The following is a 23713-nucleotide window of genomic DNA, read 5'->3' as shown; positions in this document are numbered from 1 at the left end:
GCCCTTACTATCGGTCACCCAACTTTTGGTCTATGAAACCAACTTTTGGACTCTGAATTAGTGCAATGGCCAACAGAGGCGGTTGCCAGAAGACGTATCCTGATTAAACGGATGCACACTTCACGTTCCCTAAATTCACAAAGAAACGATGAAATAATGCAGAAATTACGCCTAATTGGTTTCGCTTTGCTTGGTTTAAGCATCACATGGGGCGCTCACGCTGATGAGAAGCGCTATATCTCCGACGATTTGATCACCTATATCCACAGCGGTCCGGGCAATCAGTATCGCATTGTTGGCACCCTGAATGCCGGTGAAGAAGTCATCCTGCGCAGCGTTAACGACAGTACTAAATATGGTGAGATTGTTGATTCAAAAGGCAAAACGGCCTGGATCCCACTGGATCAGTTAAGCAATGTACCGAGCCTGCGTACCCGCGTTCCGGATCTGGAACAACAGGTGAAAACGCTGACTGACAAACTGACCAACATTGATTCCAGCTGGAACCAGCGCACGGCGGAAATGCAGAGCAAGGTGTCTTCCAGCGATGGCATTATCAATGGCCTGAAGAAAGAAAATCAGGATTTGAAAAATCAGCTGATCGTGGCGAAGAAGAAAGTTGACGCGGTCAATGTCCAGCTCGACGACAAACAAAGAACCATTATTCTGCAATGGTTTATGTACGGCGGCGGTGTCGCGGGTGTCGGTCTGGTTCTGGGTCTGCTGTTGCCACATCTGATCCCACGTCGCAGGAAGAAAGATCGCTGGATGAGCTAAAAGCTCAACATCCTGATTAACTCCATAAGGCACTTCGGTGCCTTTTCGTGTTTCCATCAATCAGGAAATCTTCAGCCCAACTTTGCTATGATGAACAAAGAGTCCCTTTGGCCTATTTCAGGAGTTATCGCGTGGAGATTTACCTGGTCGGCGGCGCAGTCCGAGACAGCTTATTAAACCTGCCTGTGTCTGAACACGATTGGGTAGTGGTCGGCGCAACGCCTGAATACATGCTGGAAAACGGCTATCAGCAGGTCGGGAAAGATTTCCCGGTCTTCCTGCATCCCCGCACCCGTGATGAATATGCCCTGGCCCGCACAGAGCGAAAATCAGGTTCCGGTTATAACGGTTTCACCTGTTATGCCGCGCCGGACGTCACGCTGGAACAGGATCTGATGCGACGTGATCTGACCATCAATGCGATCGCTAAAAGCAAAGATGGCGAACTTGTCGACCCCTATCACGGACAGCGCGATATCGAACAGCGCCTGTTGCGTCACGTTTCGGATGCCTTCGGTGAAGATCCGCTGCGTGTGTTGCGTGTCGCCCGTTTTGCCGCGCGATTTGCTCATTTAGGTTTCACCGTCGCTCCGGAAACGCAGACGCTGATGCAGCAGATGGCGGAAAGCGGTGAACTGGAAGCGCTGACACCAGAACGTGTGTGGAAAGAAACCGAAAAAGCCTTGCAGACGCAGGATCCCCAGGTCTATTTCCAGGTGCTGCGTGACTGCGGCGCGCTCAAAGTGCTGTTCCCGGAAATCGATGCGCTGTTTGGCGTTCCGGCACCAGAAAAATGGCATCCGGAAATTGATACCGGTATTCATACGCTGATGACGCTGAAAATCGCCAGCACGTTGACGCCGGAAGTAGATGTGCGTTTCTCTGCGCTTTGCCATGATTTGGGCAAGGCGCTTACCCCGCCGCAATTCTGGCCAGCGCATCACGGCCACGGTCCGGCAGGTGTGAAACTGGTGGAAAATATTTGCCAGCGCCTGAAAGTCCCGACGCATATACGAGATTTAGCCAAACTGGTGGCGGAGTTCCACGACCTGATCCATACCGTGAACAAGCTGCGTCCGGAAACCCTGTTAAAACTGTTCGACACCATCGACGTGTGGCGTAAACCACAGCGGCTTGAGCAGATGATTATGACCAGTGAAGCCGACGCCCGCGGGCGTACCACCTTTGAAAACAACCCTTATCCGCAAGGTGATTATCTCCGTGAGGCTTTCAAAGTGGCGAACAGCATTACCAATAAAGAAGTGCTGGATGCAGGTTTTCAGGGAATTGAAATCCGCGATGAGCTGAAAAAGCGTCGAACACAAGCTCTGGCAGACTGGAAACAAACGCAGGAAGCGGCGATTTAAACCGCATCAACGATTAAAAAAAGCCCCGTGCGTTCTGCGCCGGGGCTTTTTTTCTCGCCATTATTTCTTGTCGCCAATAAACCGAAAATCAGGCGATAAAGACGAAGTACACCGCGATCGCTACAAAGAAGCGATAGATGGCGAACGGAATAAACGAAATACGTTTAATCACCGCCAGGAAGGTTTTGATAGCAATCAGGGCAACGATAAATGCGCTGATAAAACCGGTAGCGAACATCGGTAAATCAGCCAGCGTCAGGAAGCTGTGGCTCTTATACAGATCCAGCGCTGTCGCGCCCATCATCATCGGCACCGCCAGCAGGAAAGAGAACTCTGATGCCGCAAAACGGCTGATGCCCATTAACATCCCGCCGCTGATGGTCGCACCCGAACGGGAGAATCCCGGCCAGAGCGCCAGACACTGGAAAACACCAATCATAAATGCCTGCAGGTAAGTGATGTCATCCACCCCTTCTGCACGCGGTTTTTTCGGTTTCAGCAGTTCGGCTGCAATCAGCAAAACACCACCGACGACCAGTGCAATCATCACAAATTTCGGCTCAAACAAGGACTTAATCTGCGAGTGCAGCAGCAAGCCCAGGATCGTTGCCGGGATCATCCCTAAAATAATATGCAATAAATTCAGACGGTGGTTACCCGTGCCTTCATGAACAGGCGGCTTGCCAAAGTGCAGGCCAATCATGCCAAACAAACGACGCCAGAACATCACTACCACGGCCAGAATAGACCCTAACTGGATAACCACTTCAAATGATTTCGAGGTATCACCGGTAAAGCCCAGAAGATTTCCCGCGATGATCAGATGGCCGGTAGATGAAACCGGTAAGAACTCAGTCAACCCTTCAACAACACCCAAAATTGCTGCTACAAGCAAAGAATGACTTTCAACGATCATTATCGCACCCTACCCTATAAAATATCCGCAGATGGGAAAACATGCTCAAAGTACAGACAATAAAAAAAGCGGCATCACGCTGAGCCGCTTCATTAAAGGAAGCCCGGTAGTCCGGACTTTCCTTTTAACGCTTCTATATGACATTAAATAGACAAGCATTTTTTAAATTGTATCCGTAACCGGACTAAATTCGTTTTCCGCGCTCAATAATCACGCCGACATTGGCCGCCTGAGCCACCGCGCCGGGTTTACTGAGCTTAATCCGCACCCATGGCGTGTTAAAACGGGTCAGCAGCAATGTCGCCACTTCTTCGGCCACACGCTCTACCAGCGCAAAATTTTGCGATGCCACATGTTCAATCACCGCATCACTGACGTCCGCATAGCTTAAACAGTCATTCACATCGTCGCTGGCAGCGGATTTTCGGTTATCCCAGGCCATTTCGATATCGAACACTAGTTTCTGTTTAATCGTCTGTTCCCAGTCGTAAGCGCCAATCGTGGTGATTACATTTAGTTGCTCAATAAATACGATATCCATCACGTGATTCTCTGTTTTTGGCCCAGCCGGATACCACTTCCAGCAGAAAATGCGTATTATCCATGGATGTTGCGATTAAAACGACCCTTATTAGACGGAACTGCTTTATGAGTGCTACCGCGCTTGGAATGATTATTTTCGCCTACCTCTGCGGCTCGATTTCCAGTGCGATTCTGGTCTGCCGGGTAGCCCGGTTGCCTGATCCGCGCACAGCGGGCTCTGGCAATCCCGGTGCCACAAATGTCTTGCGGCTGGGTGGCCGGCTGGCCGCGGCGTCTGTTCTCATCTTCGATGTTCTGAAAGGTATGTTGCCTGTCTGGCTGGCCTATCGCCTGAATATTCCGCCGATGTACCTTGGGCTGACCGCTATCGCGGCCTGTCTGGGTCACATCTATCCGGTATTCTTTCGCTTCAAAGGCGGTAAAGGCGTAGCGACTGCTTTCGGTGCCATCGCGCCTATCGGCTGGGACTTAACCGGGCTGATGATGGGGACATGGCTGCTGACCGTGCTGCTAAGCGGATACTCTTCGCTGGGCGCGATTGTCAGTGCGCTGATCGCACCTTTTTACGTCTGGTGGTTCAAACCAGAATTCACTTTCCCGGTCGCCATGCTTTCCTGTCTGATACTGTTGCGTCATCACGATAACATCCAGCGTCTTTGGCGGGGCCAGGAAGGAAAAATCTGGGATAAGCTGAAGAAGAAACGCAAAGCGGCGAAAGAAGATAAGACCGAATAACCGGTACATTCCAGACATAAAAAAACGACCTCATGCGGGTCGTTTTTTTATTGTCTTTCTCAGCCTCAGCCTCAGCCTCAGCCAGCCTGGCTGAGCGCGAGCGAGACAAGGCGCCAGGAAACCTGAAAGCGCAGCATACTCAAGTATGTGAGCATTTCGGGTCGACGCAGCAACACAGCCGCAGCCCCGCTCAGACTGGCGGAAGCTCCGCTAACGGCCAGCGCGGGCGAACGGTCACACCAAGATCAGGTGTTGCTCCGGTTTTCAACCGCACCATACCGGCGTAAGCAATCATCGCGCCGTTGTCGGTACAGAATTCAGGTCGGGCATAAAATACCTTACCGCCACGTTTGGTCATCACGTCTTCAAGTTTGGCGCGTAATGTGCGGTTCGCGCTGACGCCACCAGCCATGACGAGCTGTTTAAAACCGGTCTGATCCAGCGCACGTTTGCATTTAATCGCCAGCGTATCGACCACGGCATCTTCAAAAGCGCGGGCAATGTCCGCGTGCGTCTGCGTGTCGCTGTCATTGCCACGAATGGTATTTGCAGCGAACGTTTTGAGACCGGAGAAGCTGAAATCCAGCCCCGGACGATCGGTCATCGGACGCGGGAATGTAAAGCGCCCAGCCACACCCTGGGCCGCCATTTTTGACAGCAGCGGGCCACCCGGATAATCCAGACCCAGCAATTTTGCCGTTTTATCAAAGGCTTCACCGGCAGCGTCATCAATAGACTCGCCCAGTAAGGTATATTCACCGATACCGGTGACGCTGATTAACTGCGTATGCCCGCCGGAAACCAGCAGCGCGACAAACGGGAAATCAGGCGGATTATCTTCAAGCATCGGTGCCAGCAAATGACCTTCCATATGATGAACCGGCACCGCAGGCACATCCCAGGCAAACGCCAGAGAACGGCCGATAGTTGCCCCGACCAGCAATGCGCCGACCAGACCAGGACCGGCGGTATACGCCACGCCATCGATGTCCTGTGCGGTCAGCCCGGCTTCTTTCAGCGCGGCCTGAATCAAAGGGATTGTTTTGCGCACATGGTCACGCGAGGCCAGTTCTGGCACCACGCCGCCGTAATCTGCATGCAGTTTTACCTGACTATACAGTTGGTTGGCTAACAAACCGGCTTCGCTGTCATAAACTGCAATTCCGGTTTCATCGCAGGACGTTTCAATACCCAGTACTCGCATCACTCTTTCCATCATAGTTTGGCGCTAACTCGCGGCGCGCAGTTTAGCACACAAGCCTTAGCGGGTGCTGCACCGGAGTGGGAATTCCTTGCTTCCTGAGCCAATTAATGTCGAGCAATTTCGATTGATTGGTATATAATCGCCGCCCGACGCAAAAGCGAGCGCACGATGTTGCAGAAGGGTTGCTGAACGCGCCTGTTTCAATTTGCCGTTATGCTTTACAAGACGAGGCGAATTGGAGTAAAATTCCGCACCATTTTGAAATGTGCTGGTACAACATCAGCAAACAAACCGATTTTATCGAGGTGAGAGGCACATGCCTGTAATTAAAGTACGTGAAAACGAGCCGTTCGACGTAGCTCTGCGTCGCTTCAAGCGTTCCTGCGAAAAAGCAGGTGTTCTGGCAGAAGTTCGTCGTCGTGAATTCTATGAAAAACCGACTACAGAACGTAAACGCGCTAAAGCATCTGCAGTAAAACGCCACGCCAAGAAACTGGCTCGCGAAAACGCACGCCGCACTCGTCTGTATTAATCTTCGGGGGCAACCCCAAATCGCGTGATTTGCAATATTAAGAACGCGCAGACTGCGTAGTAGCATACGAAGGCCGTGCTTTCCGAAAGGAATGCGCGGCTTGTTCTCGTTTATAGGCTAGTGAGTAAGGGGCTTATGGCTGGGAGAATTCCGCGCGTATTTATCAATGACTTGCTGGCTCGCATCGATATCGTCGATTTGATCGACGCACGTGTAAAGCTCAAGAAACAGGGTAAAAATTATCACGCGTGCTGCCCTTTCCACCATGAGAAAACACCCTCATTTACCGTAAATGGCGATAAGCAGTTTTATCACTGTTTCGGCTGTGGTGCCCACGGCAATGCCGTCGATTTCCTGATGAACTATGACAGGCTTGAGTTTGTCGAAAGCATTGAGGAACTGGCGACAATGCAGGGTTTGGAAGTGCCGTACGAAGCAGGCACCGGTCCAAGCCAGATGGAGCGTCATCAGCGTCAAAGCCTCTACCAGTTGATGGCACCGCTTAGCGAGTTCTATCAGCAATCACTTAAACAGCCTGCAGGTGCCCCCGCACGGGAATATCTTGCCCGACGCGGTTTGAGTGAAGACGTCATCAGTCACTTCGCTATTGGTTTCGCCCCTCCGGGCTGGGACAACGCATTAAAGCGTTTCGGCAAAAATGCCGATGATAAAGCGTCTCTGATTGACGCCGGCATGTTAGTCACCAATGACAATGGCCGCAGCTATGACCGTTTCCGCGAACGGGTGATGTTCCCTATTCGTGATAAACGTGGCCGCGTGATTGCCTTTGGCGGCAGGGTTTTGGGTGACGGTACGCCGAAATACCTCAACTCGCCGGAAACCGAAATTTTCCATAAAGGCCGCCAGTTGTATGGCCTGTATGAAGCACAGTTAAAGCACCCGACGCCGGCGCGTTTGCTGGTTGTTGAAGGGTATATGGACGTTGTCGCACTGGCGCAGTTCGGCATTGATTACGCCGTGGCCTCACTGGGTACGTCCACGACGGCTGACCACATTCAGCTGATGTTCCGCAGCACCGATAACGTCGTTTGTTGTTACGACGGCGACCGGGCGGGACGTGAAGCTGCATGGCGCGCGCTGGAAACAGCACTGCCCTATCTTAATGATGGTCGCCAGCTGCGTTTTATGTTTTTACCCGACGGCGAAGATCCAGACACGCTGGTGCGAAAAGAAGGCAAAGAAGCGTTCGAACAAAGAATGGAGCAGGCGATGCCGCTGTCCACTTTCCTGTTTGATTCGCTGATGCCGCAGGTTGATTTGAGCAGCCCTGACGGGCGCACCAAATTGAGCATGCTGGCATTGCCGCTGATCCGCCAGGTACCCGGTGAAACGTTACGGATGTATTTGCGTCAGCAGTTAGGGAATAAGCTCGGGATTTTGGATGACAGCCAGCTGGAAAAGCTGATGCCTAAACAGGCAGAAAATAGCAATGTCTATCAGGCGCCCCAGCTAAAACGCACAACCATGCGTATACTTATAGGGTTACTGGTACAAAACCCACAACTGGCTACACTTATACCCTCGCTGCAAGGTTTGGAGCAAGCGAAGCAACCAGGACTGGATCTTTTCAGCGAGTTAGTCACCACTTGCTTAGCCCAGCCGGGCCTGACAACAGGCCAGTTACTGGAACTTTATCGCGACAATAAGTTCTACCAACAACTTGAAACTCTGGCGACATGGAACCACATGATCGTAGAGGACATGGTCGAAGAGGAATTTCGTGCCACGCTAGCCAGCCTGTATGACTCGATTTTAGAGCAACGGCTTGAAACTTTGATTGCAAAAGCCAGGACGCATGGCCTGAGTCCAGAGGAACGCACCGAAGTGAGTTCCCTGAATCAGGTGTTAGCGAGAAAGAGTTAAAAATTTAATAACAAGAACATATATTTACCCGGATAACTCGAGTGACGGGAAGGCAGCTAACGCACCTGCGGCTCGAAGTATGACGGGTAAAACAGAACACGGCTTAAGTGCCGATAAAAAGCGGGGCACGGCCCTGCGCAGAGCCGCCCTGGTGGGCCGCGGCACAATAAACGCCCCTAACGTTATTGTTGGCGATGTTACCCGACCGACACCAACCCAAATACTCTGAAGTGTGGATACCGTCTTATGGAGCAAAACCCGCAGTCACAGCTTAAGCTACTTGTCACCCGTGGTAAGGAGCAAGGCTATCTGACCTATGCTGAGGTCAATGACCATCTGCCGGAAGATATCGTCGATTCCGACCAGATCGAAGACATCATCCAGATGATTAACGACATGGGCATCCAGGTTCTTGAAGAAGCTCCGGACGCCGATGATTTGATGCTGGCCGAAAACCGCCCAGATACCGACGAAGACGCTGCAGAAGCGGCGGCGCAGGTACTTTCCAGCGTTGAATCCGAAATTGGCCGTACCACCGACCCAGTGCGTATGTATATGCGCGAGATGGGTACCGTTGAACTGCTGACCCGTGAAGGCGAAATCGACATCGCCAAACGTATCGAAGACGGTATCAATCAGGTCCAGTGCTCCGTTGCTGAATATCCTGAAGCTATCACTTATTTGTTAGAGCAATATGACCGTGTGGAAGCAGGCGAAGTACGTCTGTCTGACCTGATCACCGGTTTTGTTGACCCGAACGCCGAAGAAGAAATCGCACCAACTGCGACTCATGTGGGTTCTGAACTGACCACTGAAGAGCAGAATGATGACGACGAAGACGAAGATGAAGACGACGACGCTGAAGACGACAACAGCATCGACCCTGAACTGGCTCGCCAGAAGTTCACCGAACTGCGTGAACAACATGAAGCGACACGTCTGGTCATCAAGAAAAACGGCCGTAGTCACAAGAGCGCAGCAGAAGAAATCCTGAAGCTGTCCGATGTGTTCAAACAGTTCCGTTTAGTGCCAAAACAGTTCGATTTCCTGGTTAACAGCATGCGTTCCATGATGGATCGCGTACGTGCTCAGGAACGTCTGATCATGAAAGTGTGCGTTGAACAGTGCAAAATGCCGAAGAAAAACTTCGTCAATCTGTTCGCCGGTAACGAAACCAGCGATACCTGGTTCGATGCAGCTCTGGCAATGGGTAAACCATGGTCTGAGAAGCTGAAAGAAGTGACCGAAGACGTGCAGCGCGGCCTGATGAAACTGCGTCAGATCGAAGAAGAAACTGGCCTGACTATCGAGCAGGTTAAAGACATCAACCGTCGCATGTCGATCGGCGAAGCGAAAGCCCGTCGCGCGAAGAAAGAGATGGTTGAAGCAAACTTACGTCTGGTTATTTCTATCGCCAAGAAATACACCAACCGTGGTCTGCAGTTCCTTGACCTGATCCAGGAAGGTAACATCGGCCTGATGAAAGCCGTTGATAAGTTTGAATATCGCCGTGGTTATAAGTTCTCAACTTATGCGACCTGGTGGATCCGTCAGGCTATCACCCGCTCCATCGCCGACCAGGCGCGTACCATCCGTATCCCGGTGCATATGATTGAGACCATCAACAAACTCAACCGTATTTCCCGTCAGATGCTGCAAGAGATGGGCCGTGAGCCAACACCGGAAGAGCTGGCTGAGCGTATGCTGATGCCGGAAGACAAAATCCGTAAAGTGCTGAAAATCGCTAAAGAGCCAATCTCCATGGAAACGCCAATCGGCGACGATGAAGATTCGCATCTGGGCGATTTCATCGAGGATACTACCCTCGAGCTGCCACTGGATTCTGCAACGTCTGAAAGCCTGCGTTCTGCGACGCATGACGTTCTGGCTGGCCTGACCGCACGTGAAGCGAAAGTTCTGCGTATGCGTTTCGGTATCGATATGAACACTGACCACACTCTGGAAGAAGTGGGCAAACAGTTCGACGTTACCCGTGAACGTATCCGTCAGATCGAAGCGAAAGCGTTGCGTAAACTGCGCCACCCAAGCCGCTCCGAAGTGCTGCGTAGCTTCCTGGACGATTAATCGTCCTCAGGCTGTCAGCCAATAAAAAGCCCCGCCTTTCTCAGGAAATGGCGGGGCTTTTTATTGTTTGAAGTTTAGGCTCAGGAATTAAGCGCATCGTAAAGTTCGCGGTAAGAGGCGGTCAGTTCCTCTAACGTCGCACGGTTCAGTCCGCTGGGATTAGGCAACACCCAGACCTCTGTGGCACCGATTTTCAGCGCCTGACGTCCCCAGTTCACTTTGCTGATCCCAAACGCTTTACTGAACGCCTGCTTACCCAAAACAGCCAGTGCACGCGGCTGATAGCGTTCGATTTTCTCCGTCAAAACCGCCCCGCCCTCACGCAACTCATCGCGTACCAGTTCGGTTGCTTCAACGGTCGGGCGCTCAACCAGCATCGTGATGCCACAACCCGTATCCAGCAAATGTTGCTCTTCTTCAGGCTTCAGCAAGCGCGCGGTAAAACCGGCCTGATAGATAACTTTCCAGAAGCGATTATTGGCATTAGCAAAATGAAAACCATGATGAGCGGTAGATAGACCAGGATTGATGCCGCAAAAAACGACAGAAAGATCCCTGGCGATAATATCTGTAATCATTATTCTTTCCTGAGATGTATTTACTGGAGTTATCGGTAAAAAAAGTCTGCGAATACAACATGCCAGAACTGTGCACAAAACGCGCATACAAACCGAACACATATAGACCTGTAAGCAGAGTTTACCGTATAATCCCGCACCTCGGCCCTTTAGCTCAGTTGGTTAGAGCACGCGACTCATAATCGCTTGGTCGCTGGTTCAAGTCCAGCAAGGGCCACCAAATTTTAGTTTCAGATTCAACGATTAAGCCACTTCTCACGAAGTGGCTTTTTTGTTGGATCATTCTTCCGCCCCCTTTTGGTCCCTCAATCCCTTCGACATGGAAACAATTGACACTTCGCATATAAAAAAATCAACAGCAAGTCGTGCCTGATGATTGAGCCAATCAGCGCCAGAGGGGGATCAGTATTCGCCTTCACCCCATTCAATTTTTCCCTGACTGTCATTCTTATTTATCGACTGCATTGAAGCATCCAGAATACTCAGGCACTTCTTACCGGGTGAGCCTACTTTTACGAGAGCCGCACGTGTGCGATCATAATAACGATAAATAGAATAGCGGGTAGGTTCGATGAATGGCATCGAGCAAACCACCTCTGAACCAATAAGACGTGAATATTCTCCCTCACTCAACACACTGAGAACCGTTACTGTTGCTTTAGATAATCCCAATGCGAGCATAGGTGCTAAATCTTCAGCTCTTCCGGCATCCGTTCCCGGTGTCACTTCAGGTATTAACTTTATCCATTCCGGCTTACCGTCTTTAACAGCGTCGTAAAAACGGTCCCAGTCATTATTGCCCATTGTGCGAACAGTGGCATCAGCACCTGCTTTGACAATAGATGAGTGAAGTGACTCAGGTGTGAGTGGTGAGGCCAATACGCCAAAGGCTGAAAACACCAGTGGGATTATCATCAGACAGTATCTCAACGCACCACCTCTAATTGATTATCACCAGAGCGCGCCACCATTCTGCGAGTGTGATTACTCATGATTATGCAACCCGCCGACGCAAAGCCAGCCGGCTTATTCACCCGCTCTCCGTGTATACGGAAACTATCACGACCATACGTAGATCCTTGGGGCTCCAGATTTATAGTGAATGGTCCTTTATGATCTGTATAACCATTGATTCGATAAGATCCCCTTGGGATCGGCCCCATTCCCTTAACGTGTTCACGCTCGGGATTATTTTTATTGGTGAAAACACCGGAATAGCCGCTCTCCATTAACTCGCCATCTTTATAGAGATTGCCCGTGCTCTGCTGGTATGTCCAAGTCATTTATGTTGCTCCTAAACAGTGGCTCGTTCGTTCCATGCGTCTGAATGAGAAATATTGCCATCAAGATAGCGCCACGTGATTTTTTCATAGCGTAGCTCAATGGCTTCCAAATGGTTACGCGCTTCACCGTATGCGGATTTAATGTCATACATTAGCGGCATTACACTCACCACCTTCACCCCCTCAAGCGTGACGGTAAAATAAAGCGCCTCCTGTCCGGCATCATTAATTCGGTAATATCCGAACTCCGCGGATTTTAGTGTCTGACCGGTGCATATAGCTTTGTATAAATAGGGGGAAGAAGAATCAATTTCTTTATCAAAACCAAATGAGTTGTGTACCCTATTCCCTGAAATTTTCCCAGTATGGTTATCCGTAGGTAATGAAACACTGTGATCAATCGCCAATATTTCTATGCTGTACTCACGCCCTGTGACGTCTACAGAACCCTTTATATCTGCGCCACCATCGTCTTTAAGCCATAAATAAACGGGTATAGCCATTTTGAATACTTCCTGTCATTTATTTAATCCCCATGAAGATACTACACTTGAAACATTATGTTTGTGCCGACTCGGTCAAATAACGCGAATTTTCAGAATTTTATTATTGATATCAAAAAAACTAAAAGAACCAGCTAGGGGAAGTTTAAATTCGTGCAAAAAGTCAACTTAACCAATAGACAACCCTATTTTTAAAAAGACTTTATTTATGGATTTCATTTATTCGATCATTTAAGACAATCAAATTAATATTAATGATATGTTGGATAATATTAACAAGATTGAGTATCATATCCAGCGGCAGAAGAAGGCAATACGGTATTTCAGATCTCCCACTGGGAAACGAAGTTTTCTGATTAACTGATTGCAGGCCAAGATAAAAATTGATTAAATATCAAAACAGTATGGAACAAAACTGGATATGATTACCAAGCCGCTCGCAAGGGAATTCGATGCGCAAATGTTCTCACACTACCGCGAAAAATGCCTTTCAGGTGATTACTCACGATCCAATAGGTTGAAGACAGTGACCAACTTTCGGATCATCTATACGAAAACTAAAGGTAATGGCAACCGTTCAGTCCCAACTAGTAGGGAGCTATACGATTTATTGCCCGAAAGTGGTAGTGCGTTATTCTCTTCATGCTATTCAGCATTCAGAAAAGCGATTAACAGAACTGAGATAATATTACCTGATGGACAATTACCTCTTGTGCTAAGGCACACTTTTGCCAGCCATTCTATGATGAATGGTGGAAACATTCTTGTGTTACAAAGAATTCTTGGTCATATCGATATTAAAATGACAATGCGATATGCACATTTCGCTCCCAATCATTTGGAAGAAGCACTTAAATTCAACCCTCTTAATAAAACAATTTAAGGATATAAATAATGACCACTCAGCTAACATGTTATTATTGCAATGAACCAGCAACGACAAGCGAACACATTCCCCCTCGAGGTCTTTTCCCTGACTCAGTTAAATACACTTACAACCTTTTAAGTGTACCGTCATGTGATAAACATAATAATAAGAAATCAGATTTAGATAACAGAATGCGCCTGTTTTTAGTAGGAGTAAACAAGAAGATACATCAAGATAAAGATTTTAAAAAAATGGTGCAAAAAGTTATCCGTGGAACATTAAGGGACGTGAAGACATTTAATAACTTTGCTAAAGACACCAGAATTTTTAGGAAAAAAAATAAAGAACTCACCTTCATCAATCCAAACTTTAAAAACTCTGAAGTTAATATAGTATATGAAGATCATAAATTTTATCAAGAATGCATTTTGAAAGGGATTTATCATAAAACATATGGCGATACATGGAGCAAACAACTATTCATTATACCTATGAGTCTTGTGGGTTTTGATGAAGACTTTAATGTATTAGATTTTGCTTTTGGTATACGAGACTTTAAAGATTTCACAGAAAAAAACTTAAATTCGCACAGTAAGCATAAAGTATTTCAATACCGCACTGAAGAAATTGGAGAGTTAATTATAATTAGTGTGTGCTTATACATGGAATACTATTTCTATGGCATTTTTTGTGATGATTCCATGCTACAAAATGTCAAGAATAAGTTTACACCTGAGTCCCCTGTTACTTCCTTTAATAATGCAGTGTATGTTTATCACGAACCTAAAAATGTCGCAAAAGTGTCGCAGTAAGTCAGATTTATTGACTCATACTGCCTATTATTACCAAGTCAATGCAATGATAAACATATAAATATTTGATTTTTGGTTGGTTATCATAATCCACTGGTCGCTGGTTCAAGTCCAGCAAGGGCCACCAAATTTTAGTTTCAGATTCAAACGATTAAGCCACTTCGCAAGAAGTGGCTTTTTTGTTAGCTAAATTAATTGCCTCAAAAGTGGCTGCCTAAAATCAAAGCACGCCCTGCGCCAGCATGGCATCGGCGACTTTCACGAAACCGGCGATATTGGCGCCACGAACATATTGCGTCTGTTTACCTTCACCGCCGTACTCCACGCAGGAGTGATGGATATCCAGCATGATGTGACGCAGACGCGCATCCACTTCTTCAGCTTTCCAGCTCAGACGTGCAGCGTTCTGCGCCATTTCAAGACCTGACGTCGCCACGCCACCGGCATTCGCCGCTTTGCCCGGCGCGAACAACACGCCCGCGTCGGTGAACAAGTCGGTCGCTTCAATGGTTGTCGGCATGTTCGCGCCTTCGGCGACGGCTTTCACGCCATTGGCAATCAGCACGCGTGCCGCATCGGCATCCAGTTCATTTTGCGTGGCGCAAGGCAGCGCGATATCCACCGGCACGTTCCACGGCTGCTGGCCCTCGAGATAGGTCAGCCCGAGTTTTTGCGCATAATCGGCCACACGCCCGTCGCGGCTGGCTTTGATTTCGGTCAGCAGCGCCAGTTTCTCAGGAGTAAATCCTGCTTCATCGACGACAGTACCGTTAGAATCTGACGCCGTAATCACCCGTGCGCCCAGTGACATGGCTTTTTCAATCGCGTATTGCGCCACGTTGCCGGAACCGGATACCGCAACGCGCATACCTTCAAAATCCAGACCATGGCGTTTGAGCATTGATTCAGTGAAATAGATCAGGCCATAACCTGTGGCTTCCGGGCGGATCAGACTGCCGCCAAACGACAACCCTTTGCCGGTGAACACACTGGCGGTGTTGTTGGAGAGTTTTTTCATCATCCCCGCCATATACCCGACTTCACGCCCGCCGACGCCGATATCACCCGCAGGCACATCGGTATCCGGACCGAGATGACGGTACAGTTCAAGCATCAGCGCCTGACAGAAACGCATGATTTCGCCTTCGCTTTTGCCTTTCGGATTGAAATCACTGCCGCCCTTCCCGCCGCCCATTGGCAACGTGGTCAGGGCATTTTTGAAGGTCTGCTCAAAACCGAGGAATTTGAGGATTGATAAATTGACCGACGGATGGAAACGCATGCCGCCTTTATACGGGCCAATCGCCGAGCTGAACTGCACGCGCCAGCCACGGTTCACCTGCACCTGATTTTTGTCATCCACCCACGCGATGCGGAACTGAATGACACGCTCCGGCTCCACCAGACGTTCGAGTAAAGCAGAACGGCGGTATTGCGGATTTTGTTCGAGGAAAGGCCATAGCGTGGTCATAACTTCACGTACGGCCTGGGAGAATTCGACCTGATGCGGGTCGCGTTGTTGTACTGAGGATAAGAACTGTTCGAGGGATTGAATCTGATCCATTGATTTAAAACTCCGTCTGTAAGTGATGTTGTCTTTTTTTATTTACTGCTTATTTTTTGACTATGCATCGACTGACAAGCGGACATCAAGTGATTTATTTACCCGATTAAAACCCTAGGATTTGCGCCCTTCCAGCTTGAGTAATAACGCTTTGTTATCGAGGCCGCCAGCAAAGCCGGTTAACTTACCGGAAGCACCGATGACACGATGGCAAGGCGCCACAATGGAAATCGGGTTACGACCATTGGCAGCACCGACGGCGCGAACGGCTTTCGGACGGCCAATACGGCGGGCGATATCGCCATAACTGCGCGTCTCACCAAAGGGAATTTCCAGCAACGCCGCCCAGACTTCTTTCTGAAATTCCGTGCCGGTGAAATCCAGTTCCAGCTCAAAGCACGTACGTTCGCCTGCGAAATATTCGTTCAGCTGTTGCTCGGTTTTCAGCAGGATCGGAAACGACGGGTCTTCAATCATGTCGCCCAACGGCACACGCCCGTCGATTTCACATTCCCACAAAATGGCGGTCAGTTTGTCGCCTTTTGCCGCCAGCGTCAGCAGCCCGACCGGTGATGCCATTCGCTTGAATCTGTATTCCATCAGTCCCTTCCTTTGCGAGTTTTACGCCCACACTTTACCGGAAAGGCAGGAACTGACGACAATTATTTCAGGCCCAGCTGCGTACGCAGTTCGGCTTTTGCCGCGTCAAATTCCGTTTTGAAATCAGGCTGCTCTGCCATCTTCTGGGCGATCAGCGCCGCGCCGGTGCGACTCATCACGGTATCAGAACGGTAATGGAAACCGGCCACCAGACGATTTTCAGCGTAACCGGCCGCGCGGATGAACAGTTCATTGCGTTTTTCCGGCACCATTTCACCCAGCACCGTCGCCATCAGATAACCGATAGTGGAATGACCGGAAGGCCATGAACCGGATTTAGATTTTTTCAGCAGCGGATGAATTTGTTCATCCAGCATGTAAGGACGCGGACGGTTAAACGCTTTCTTGGCGTGATCGTCCACCACGTCTTCTGTCGCCACAATGCGCTCAAACAGCGCGGCGGTTTTCGGCAGTTTCGCGGCATCAAAATCCGGGCCCATTACATTGGCAAAACGCCAGACATTTTCTTCGGCATCGGCAATCGCGGCTTTCTCTTGCTCAGGCGTACGGGTGGCCTGAATTTCCAGCAATTCTTTCAGCTCAGCTTTGGTCTGTGCCGAATCATCCGCCGGTGGCGCTGGTAGATATTGGGTCAGATCCAGCTCCTGACTGGTGATAAACGATTTGGCTTCTTCAGCAGCCTGAACAGCAAAGGTGGAACCCAGAGTGAAAAGCAGCAGAGCGACGAGGGACTTACGCACGGTGAAACTCCTGATATTAGTTTGAATATCAGGAGAATAGAGAAAAAATGTGACGGTTAAATGACAGGCATCAGCCCAGTAATCCCAGTTTGCCGGTCAGCTTACGCACCACTTTTTTATTCCCCGCCAGCGCGATGCCGAGCAGTTGCAGGTTATCCGTCGGCACAACAGATACCGCTTCACGAAATGCCGCGTAATCAGTGGTTTGCTGCCCTTCCACCGGGAAAATAATGCCATCCATTTCATCATCATTAAGCAGATGCTGATGAAGTTGTGTGAGTTGTTGAGCATCGGCCACTAACACGCTGATACCAATCGGGATCAGCCCCGGATGTTCCCGGTTATCAGCATCAATCAGCGGCGCGCCAACCAGAGACGGATGGCGTTGTCCGAGCGTCAGCGCCAGTACCGCGGCGGCATTGGCGGCGTGTCCGGCGGCCAGTTGCTGGTTGATCACGATAACGCAGCGTTCAGGGGATGAGGGCAAAATTGTGGCAGGGGTATTCATGGTGACAGGCTCCGGTTCAGTTGAAATCTGAGCTTAACCTGTCACTTTTTCTCAATCTGGAAGATTTGTGCACAGACGCCGGTAATTCGCGGGCGTGAGCTGATACGCACGGCGGAACCAGCGCCCGAGATGACTCTGATCGGCAAACCCTAAGTCTGCCGCCACCGCTGCCGGCGTGCGTCCCAGCGCTAACCCTTCGCGGGCGCGGGTCAGTTTCAGCTGAATAAGATAAGCGTGAGGCGGCAATCCAAATTCGGCTTTAAACGCACGGCTGACCACAAAGCGGCTTTCGCCGGTCGCCGCCGCCAGTTGTTCGAGGCCAATGTCTTCGTGCAGATGGGCGTGCAGATATTCCCGCGCCTGATGCGCCACGCGTGCCCAGGGTGCATCAACCTGCAAACGCGGCGGTTGCCAGGTGAGATGTCCACCCAGCGCGCTGAGTAATCCGTCGAGCGCGGTCTGCCGCACAATGCGCAGTTCTTTGCCATGCAACGCCTGAAACGCCATCGACGTCGCCTGCGCCAGCTGCGGATCCTGCGCTAAGGTATTTTCGAAACTCGGATCACCGGCAGACGACAGAGAATCACGCCGCGCCGCCAGTTCGCGGCTCAGCCATTGCGGATCGAGATACAGCATGTGGTAAGTAAAACCGCCGGGCTGCACGGCATCGCCATCGTGGATTTCGCCCGGCTCGAGCATAAACACTTTACCCGGCAGGCTCTGGTGCTTCTGGCGCCGGCAGCTGAACTGCTGCAATCCGTATTGCGTAACGCCGACCAGATAGCTGTCATGCCAGTGAGGATCGTAAGCATGGCCTTCGAAATGGGCGTGGATCGTCTCGATCCCGCTGTCTTTATCTTTCGATAAATCGACCCAGTTTGCAGACGCCATAAATCCCCCGCTGAATGAATTAACAACAGGGTAACAAATAGAAGGGAGAAAATGAAATGAGGAGATTTAGCGCCTCCCCTTCGCAGGGAGGCGCTAAGAAAACTTAGTGTTTCACGCTTTCAATAAAGGTTTTACGGGCAGTTTTAGAACCCAGACGTTCAGCTTCGTCCAGCAGTTTCAGGGCTTTATCGACGTCCCCTGCTTTCACCGCTTTCTTAATCGCGTCGTTGAAATAGGTTTCGGAATCACTGAGCATAGGTTCAGACGGTTTGGCCGGGGCTGCCGCAGGCGCAGGTGCCTGGGTGCTGCCGACAACCACTGGCGCGGCAGCAGCCGGTGCGGATGACGGGAGGAACTGACCAATCATCACGTTACCGGTTTTCTGCTCGGCGGTGACTTTCAGGCTCAGCGTGCCGGTTGGGGTATGACGGGCAATCGGATCCGGGATATCCGGTACCGCGTTACCCACGCCTGCGGCAAAGGCTTTAGCCGGGTTCACCATCTGCGTCGTTTCAGCCAGATCCTGACGAGTGGTGTACACCAGCAGATAAATTTGTTTCTGACCCAGCGCTGGCGTGAGTTTCAGTGTGCCTTCCAGACGGTCACTGGAGACGATGCCCGGTTTCTGATACGGGAAATAGCTGGAAGGATAAAAGGCTGCCGGACGCATCTGCTCATCCAGCACCAGAACATTTGGCGCATACACGGTTTTACCGGTCGCGATACTGGTCAGCGTAATTTCAAGTGAACCCCGGTCGGCAGGCAATGCGAATGCCCCGACGGCGCCCTGAATTTGACCCTGATTAATCTGTGCGCTGGACGTTCCGAGCGTCACATCCTGCGTCACTGGCGGGACCAGCGGCGTCCATGAAAGGTTGCGTAAGGTCTGGCTGGAAATCGCCGGTGCGGTATTCGCATCATTCTGCGCAGCATTCACGACCGCAGGTGCAGCAGCCAGCAGGCTCAGCGACAGACACAGTGACAGCAGATTCTTTTTCATTATTGTTTCCTTTGAAATCACCATGAAGGCTGGCGGTTATCAGCGATAATCCGCCAGCCAGCACATCTTCTTTACTGCTTGTACTTTTGAAAACTGGCACAGGCCTCGAAGTCATTTGAGTTGCAGGAAGGCGGCAACTGAACTCATCCCCGGGAGCATACACAAGTATGTGACCGGGGTGAGTGAGGGCAGCTAACGTACCTGCGGCTCAAAGGACGAAGAGGATTACCACCAGATTTCCATCTGGGCGCCGAAGGTGACTTCATCGTCATTACCACGGCTGAAGGTTCTTGTGCTGGTATCGTTCATCGCTAAGCCATTGTTTGCGCCGCTGTCAGTATCGTAGCCCCATTTTTCATCCCAGTTTGCATAGGTTGCAAACACGCGGATGGCCGGACGTGACCAGATGCTGTCGCCAGCCTGCCATTGTTGCGCCAGGGTAACTTTGTACTGACCGTTTTTGTCGCCGGTGCGCTGGGATTTCACGTTGTCGTAACCGACTTCCAGCAAGGTGCTCATGATCGGGGTCCATTTGTACATCGGACGGACACCGACGGTATACCAGGTTGTGCCGTTATTGTTATCGCGGTCAACATCCTGATACATCGCCACATACATCAGGCTCCAGGTATCGTTGAAGTCAATCGCACCGTGGTCGAGAACACGGATCATGCTGCCGTTGTTGTCGATGGCTGCACCGTTGGAGTGGCCGTTCGCTGCGCCCTGACCCGGATCAGTCATCGAGTCTGAGGCATATTGCAGGACGAATTTGTTGTAGCCGTTGTAGATGCTCTGCGTATGTTCTGCAGTCACCAGGAAGCCGTCTTTGGTCGCATTGTCCGCGAAGGAATAACCGTCACGCGCATTGGCACGACCGTAATCCACACCTAACTCCAGCACGCCGCCCGGGTTAGTTTGCAGGCCTGCCAGACGAACGTCGAACACGTCGTTGGACGTTGGCACTTCGTTACGCTGGTCAGCAATATAGCCGTATGAGCCGCCGCTTTCGGTGTTACGGGTCGCTGCCAGAGACAGTTTACCGAAGCCCAGATCCACATCTTCCAGACCCGCACCAGGACCTGAAATATCCCAGTAGTAGAAGTCGATCATGTGAACGTCATGACGTTGGTAGAAACGCTTACCGGCCCAGATGGTGGAACCCGGCAGCCATTCGATCAGGTTCTTACCCTTCACGTTTGCTTCGCGGAAAGCCGGATCGGTTGACTCCCAGTCGTTCTGTTGTGATACGGAATACGCCACGTTGGTGTCGAAGTAGAAGCTCTTATCCCCTTCTTTCCACACTTCCTGACCGAGTTTTAACTCCGCATAGGTTTCACATTCGTTACCCAGACGGTATTTACTGTCAGCGCCTGTCGCTTTGAAACATTGCTGCTCGCCGCCGCTGCCAGTCCAGCCGATGCCCGAACGGGCATAACCGGTAAAATCGACTGCCATTGCTTGTGTAGAAAGGATTCCGGCAGCCACTGCCAGCGCCAGGGAAGAACTACGCATTGTAATCATCATTTTCTCCTGTAGGGGATCGCGTGCTTTCAAACACCAGATTCGGGATGTAACCGGCGACATGCAGTTCCGTCCTCGCGGAACAGATGGCAGCGGTGTGGTGGCAACCCGATGGCGAATGTTGCACCTTCTTCTACCAGCACCACGTCGTTCTGGCGGTACACCAGGTTCTGACGAATTGCCGGAATTTGGATGTGGATCTGTGTTTCGTTACCCAGTTGCTCGACGACCTGCACTTCACCGGAAAGCGTCACTTCCGCGACGTCGCTTGGCAGAAGATGTTCAGGACGGATACCCAGTGACAGGTTGCTGCCGACTTTGACGTCGGTGCCTTCGACAGGCAGCCAGACTTGCTGGCGGTTTGGCAACTCGACCTGCACACGTGCAGGTTCAGCACCGGTGACTTTCACCGGCAGGAAATTCATTTTTGGTGAGCCGATAAAACCGGCGACAAAACGGTTGGCAGGATAGTGATACAGCTCGAGCGGCTTACCGACCTGAGCGATATGTCCGGCATCGAGCACCACGATTTTATCGGCCAGCGTCATCGCTTCGACCTGATCGTGGGTCACGTAAATCATGGTGCGTTTCAGGCGCTTATGCAGGCGCGAAATCTCGATACGCATCTGCACACGCAGCGCGGCATCTAAGTTGGAAAGCGGTTCATCGAGCAGGAACACTGTCGGTTCTGCCACCAGCGTACGGCCAATCGCTACGCGCTGACGTTGTCCGCCGGAAAGCGCTTTCGGACGACGATCTAACAGGTGCGCCAGCTGCAACACTTCAGAAACCTGATTCACACGCTGATTGATTTCGGCTTTCTTCGCTCCTGCCAGCTTGAGGCCAAAAGACATGTTTTCAGCCACCGACAGGTGCGGATAAAGCGCATAAGACTGAAATACCATGCCGATGCCGCGGTCTGCGGGCGGCACTTCATTCATGCGTTTATCACCAATTTTCAGTTCGCCGGAAGTGATGTCTTCCAGACCGGCAATCATGCGCAGCAGGGTTGATTTACCGCAGCCGGATGGCCCGACAAACACCACAAACTCGCCCTCTTCGATTTCCAGATTGATGTCGCTGGAAATCACGGTTTCACCAAAGGCTTTGTACACGCTGTTAAGGGAAACGCTCGCCATCCTGAACTCCTGTACTTGCTGCCAGCGAGAAAACTCAATGCAACGAAGAGTGAAGGAATAGCCGCTAAGCGTAATCATCCGTAACAAAGTTTTTCATGGGGGAGGAGCAGGGAGGATGACGGATTCGCGCAACCGGATGAAAGTTCACAGCAAAAATCAAATTCGTGATCTGAATGGCAAAAAACGACGCATATTTTTGAGTGATGAACCACATAACGCCAGAGAGTGTCGGCGGGATCACATTCTGAGAGGCGGGGGCGTAGAGGGGGGGATGATGAAGCGTTGTCGGGTTGAATCCACACTGGCGTCGTACCCTGTCTTTTCCCGTCTCAGACGACAGAAAACCGACTCCTCACAGGAAATAAAAAGGATTGGATTATGACTCTCAGCATTAAAAAGATTGTTAAACAAACACTGGCACTCTCAGCGCTGGCTACGCTGGTGTTGTCATCTTCCGCATTTGCCAAAATAGAAGAAGGAAAACTGGTCATCTGGATCAACGGTGACAAAGGCTACAACGGCCTGGCGGAAGTCGGTAAGAAGTTTGAGAAAGACACCGGCATTAAAGTCACGGTAGAACATCCGGACAAGCTGGAAGAAAAATATCCGCAAGTGGCGGCCACCGGCGACGGCCCTGACATTATCTTCTGGGCGCACGACCGTTTCGGCGGTTACGCACAGTCTGGCCTGCTGGCTGAAATCAGCCCGGATAAAGCCTTCAAAGACAAATTGTTCCCGTTCACCTGGGATGCTGTGACCTTCAACGGCAAGCTGATCGGCTATCCGGTCGCGGTTGAAGCGCTGTCACTGATTTACAACAAAGACATCATTAAAGAAGCGCCAAAAACCTGGGAAGAAATCCCTGCACTGGACAAAGAGCTGCGCGCCAAAGGCAAGAGCGCCATCATGTGGAACTTGCAGGAACCGTACTTCACCTGGCCAATCATCGCCGCTGACGGCGGTTATGCGTTCAAGTATGAAAACGGCAAATACAACATCAAAGACACGGGCGTGAATAACGCAGGTTCTCAGGCTGGCCTGCAATTCATCATCGATCTGGTGAAAAACAAACACATCAACGCCGATACCGATTATTCCATCGCCGAAGCCGCCTTCAACAAAGGCCAGACCGCGATGACTATCGACGGTCCGTGGGCCTGGTCAAACCTCGACAAGAGCAAAATCAATTACGGCGTGACGCTGCTGCCAAGCTTCCACGGCAAACCGTCTAAACCGTTCGTTGGCGTACTGACTGCGGGTATCAACGCCGCCAGCCCGAATAAAGAACTGGCGAAAGAGTTCCTGGAAAACTATCTGATCACCGACGAAGGTCTGGCGGTGGTCAACAAAGATAAACCGCTGGGCGCTGTGGCACTGAAAACGTATCAGGAACAACTGGAGAAAGATCCGCGCATCGCCGCCACCATGGCTAACTCCAAAAACGGCGAAATCATGCCTAACATCCCGCAGATGAGCGCCTTCTGGTATGCAGAACGCAGCGCCATCATCAATGCGGTGAATGGCCGCCAGACTGTTCCGCAAGCACTGAAAGACGTAGAAACACGCATTACCAAGTAATGCCGAAGCATTAGCTCAATGAACGGTGCGGGACTTACGCGTTCCGCACCGCCACCACAAGGAT

The 23713-nt window shown here is 50.8% G+C and carries 23 protein-coding genes, 1 tRNA gene and 1 pseudogene; 10 read left to right on the top strand and 15 right to left on the bottom strand.

The features are described 5' to 3' along the window. Positions 1–156: 156 nt before the first annotated feature. Complete coding sequence (locus EC840_RS14010) at positions 157–777, top strand: TIGR04211 family SH3 domain-containing protein (RefSeq protein ID WP_132965776.1); 621 nt, start codon at positions 157–159, stop codon at positions 775–777. Between the two features lie 131 nt (positions 778–908). Further along, entirely contained in the window at positions 909–2144 is a 1236-nt protein-coding gene (locus EC840_RS14005; protein ID WP_129639278.1) for a multifunctional CCA addition/repair protein, read from the top strand. Positions 2145–2232: 88 nt separating this feature from the next. Here the strand turns inward: EC840_RS14005 and bacA are convergent, their stop codons facing one another. Together bacA and folB are read right to left on the bottom strand one after the other, a co-directional pair. Next, the gene (gene bacA / locus EC840_RS14000) at positions 2233–3057 is read right to left on the bottom strand and encodes an undecaprenyl-diphosphate phosphatase (RefSeq protein ID WP_132965911.1); all 825 of its coding nucleotides are present in this window, start codon (positions 3055–3057) and stop codon (positions 2233–2235) included. Between the two features lie 187 nt (positions 3058–3244). Further along, a complete protein-coding gene (folB, locus tag EC840_RS13995; protein WP_113877372.1) occupies positions 3245–3601 on the bottom strand; it encodes a bifunctional dihydroneopterin aldolase/7,8-dihydroneopterin epimerase in 357 nt (118 codons plus the stop codon). 107 nt (positions 3602–3708) lie between these two features. Between folB and plsY the strand changes: the two genes are divergently transcribed. Next, the gene (gene plsY, locus EC840_RS13990; protein WP_120163272.1) at positions 3709–4338 is read left to right on the top strand and encodes a glycerol-3-phosphate 1-O-acyltransferase PlsY; all 630 of its coding nucleotides are present in this window, start codon (positions 3709–3711) and stop codon (positions 4336–4338) included. A 190-nt stretch (positions 4339–4528) separates the two neighbouring features. Here the strand turns inward: plsY and tsaD are convergent, their stop codons facing one another. Continuing rightward, positions 4529–5542, bottom strand: coding sequence for a tRNA (adenosine(37)-N6)-threonylcarbamoyltransferase complex transferase subunit TsaD (tsaD, locus tag EC840_RS13985; protein WP_113877370.1), 1014 nt, complete (start codon positions 5540–5542; stop codon positions 4529–4531). 316 nt (positions 5543–5858) lie between these two features. Between tsaD and rpsU the strand changes: the two genes are divergently transcribed. From rpsU to rpoD, 3 genes are all read left to right on the top strand, one after another. Continuing rightward, positions 5859–6074, top strand: a complete 216-nt coding sequence (gene rpsU, locus EC840_RS13980; protein ID WP_001144069.1) for a 30S ribosomal protein S21 — start codon at positions 5859–5861, stop codon at positions 6072–6074. A gap of 135 nt (positions 6075–6209) precedes the next feature. Then, on the top strand, positions 6210–7958 hold the full coding sequence (gene dnaG / locus EC840_RS13975; protein WP_112286729.1) for a DNA primase: 1749 nt from the start codon (positions 6210–6212) through the stop codon (positions 7956–7958). 246 nt (positions 7959–8204) lie between these two features. Beyond that, positions 8205–10043 (top strand): RNA polymerase sigma factor RpoD, encoded by a 1839-nt coding sequence (rpoD, locus tag EC840_RS13970; RefSeq protein ID WP_095923569.1) that lies wholly within the window; start codon positions 8205–8207, stop codon positions 10041–10043. Between the two features lie 80 nt (positions 10044–10123). Here rpoD and mug read toward each other — a convergent pair whose 3' ends face one another. Continuing rightward, positions 10124–10621, bottom strand: a complete 498-nt coding sequence (gene mug / locus EC840_RS13965; RefSeq protein ID WP_113877368.1) for a G/U mismatch-specific DNA glycosylase — start codon at positions 10619–10621, stop codon at positions 10124–10126. 143 nt (positions 10622–10764) lie between these two features. Between mug and EC840_RS13960 the strand changes: the two genes are divergently transcribed. Beyond that, a tRNA-Ile gene (locus tag EC840_RS13960) sits at positions 10765–10841 on the top strand. Positions 10842–11023: 182 nt separating this feature from the next. On the opposite strand, the gene EC840_RS13955 is transcribed toward EC840_RS13960, so the two are convergent. The 3 genes from EC840_RS13955 to EC840_RS13945 are packed head-to-tail and all read right to left on the bottom strand — an operon-like array spanning position 11024 to position 12407. Next, entirely contained in the window at positions 11024–11536 is a 513-nt protein-coding gene (locus EC840_RS13955; protein ID WP_129639280.1) for a hypothetical protein, read from the bottom strand. Between the two features lie 11 nt (positions 11537–11547). Beyond that, positions 11548–11904, bottom strand: coding sequence for a tlde1 domain-containing protein (locus tag EC840_RS13950; RefSeq protein WP_129639282.1), 357 nt, complete (start codon positions 11902–11904; stop codon positions 11548–11550). Between the two features lie 11 nt (positions 11905–11915). After that, positions 11916–12407, bottom strand: a complete 492-nt coding sequence (locus EC840_RS13945) for an Hcp family type VI secretion system effector (RefSeq protein ID WP_129639284.1) — start codon at positions 12405–12407, stop codon at positions 11916–11918. Positions 12408–12825: 418 nt separating this feature from the next. On the opposite strand from EC840_RS13945, the pseudogene EC840_RS13940 reads away from it, so the two are divergent. After that, positions 12826–13290 (top strand): annotated as a pseudogene (locus EC840_RS13940) (tyrosine-type recombinase/integrase); the annotation flags it as partial. 11 nt (positions 13291–13301) lie between these two features. Continuing rightward, positions 13302–14087, top strand: a complete 786-nt coding sequence (locus EC840_RS13935; RefSeq protein WP_132965772.1) for a hypothetical protein — start codon at positions 13302–13304, stop codon at positions 14085–14087. Positions 14088–14307: 220 nt separating this feature from the next. On the opposite strand, the gene gdhA is transcribed toward EC840_RS13935, so the two are convergent. From gdhA to malK, 8 genes are all read right to left on the bottom strand, one after another. Continuing rightward, a complete protein-coding gene (gene gdhA, locus EC840_RS13930; protein WP_113877158.1) occupies positions 14308–15651 on the bottom strand; it encodes an NADP-specific glutamate dehydrogenase in 1344 nt (447 codons plus the stop codon). Between the two features lie 114 nt (positions 15652–15765). Further along, positions 15766–16251, bottom strand: a complete 486-nt coding sequence (locus EC840_RS13925) for a methylated-DNA--[protein]-cysteine S-methyltransferase (RefSeq protein WP_113877157.1) — start codon at positions 16249–16251, stop codon at positions 15766–15768. 62 nt (positions 16252–16313) lie between these two features. Continuing rightward, the gene (locus tag EC840_RS13920) at positions 16314–17012 is read right to left on the bottom strand and encodes a phosphatase PAP2 family protein (protein WP_132965770.1); all 699 of its coding nucleotides are present in this window, start codon (positions 17010–17012) and stop codon (positions 16314–16316) included. 70 nt (positions 17013–17082) lie between these two features. Then, positions 17083–17520: a DUF2000 domain-containing protein gene (locus EC840_RS13915; RefSeq protein ID WP_113877155.1), complete on the bottom strand. Its 438-nt coding sequence runs from the start codon at positions 17518–17520 to the stop codon at positions 17083–17085. Positions 17521–17571: 51 nt separating this feature from the next. After that, a complete protein-coding gene (locus tag EC840_RS13910; RefSeq protein ID WP_132965768.1) occupies positions 17572–18411 on the bottom strand; it encodes an AraC family transcriptional regulator in 840 nt (279 codons plus the stop codon). 103 nt (positions 18412–18514) lie between these two features. Further along, on the bottom strand, positions 18515–19411 hold the full coding sequence (gene malM / locus EC840_RS13905) for a maltose operon protein MalM (RefSeq protein WP_120162358.1): 897 nt from the start codon (positions 19409–19411) through the stop codon (positions 18515–18517). Positions 19412–19636: 225 nt separating this feature from the next. Continuing rightward, positions 19637–20932, bottom strand: coding sequence for a maltoporin (locus EC840_RS13900; protein WP_113877152.1), 1296 nt, complete (start codon positions 20930–20932; stop codon positions 19637–19639). 29 nt (positions 20933–20961) lie between these two features. Beyond that, complete coding sequence (malK, locus tag EC840_RS13895; protein WP_112286738.1) at positions 20962–22071, bottom strand: maltose/maltodextrin ABC transporter ATP-binding protein MalK; 1110 nt, start codon at positions 22069–22071, stop codon at positions 20962–20964. Between the two features lie 378 nt (positions 22072–22449). Between malK and malE the strand changes: the two genes are divergently transcribed. After that, positions 22450–23649 carry a maltose/maltodextrin ABC transporter substrate-binding protein MalE gene (gene malE / locus EC840_RS13890; protein ID WP_112286740.1) on the top strand — a complete coding sequence of 400 codons (1200 nt, stop codon included), beginning with the start codon at positions 22450–22452 and terminating at the stop codon, positions 23647–23649. Positions 23650–23713: the final 64 nt, after the last annotated feature.

This window comes from Rahnella sp. JUb53, from assembly GCF_004346065.1.
Lineage (GTDB): Bacteria > Pseudomonadota > Gammaproteobacteria > Enterobacterales > Enterobacteriaceae > Rahnella > Rahnella variigena.
The sequence above is the reverse complement of the archived record's forward strand: the minus strand, read 5'-3'. Positions and strand labels throughout refer to the sequence as shown.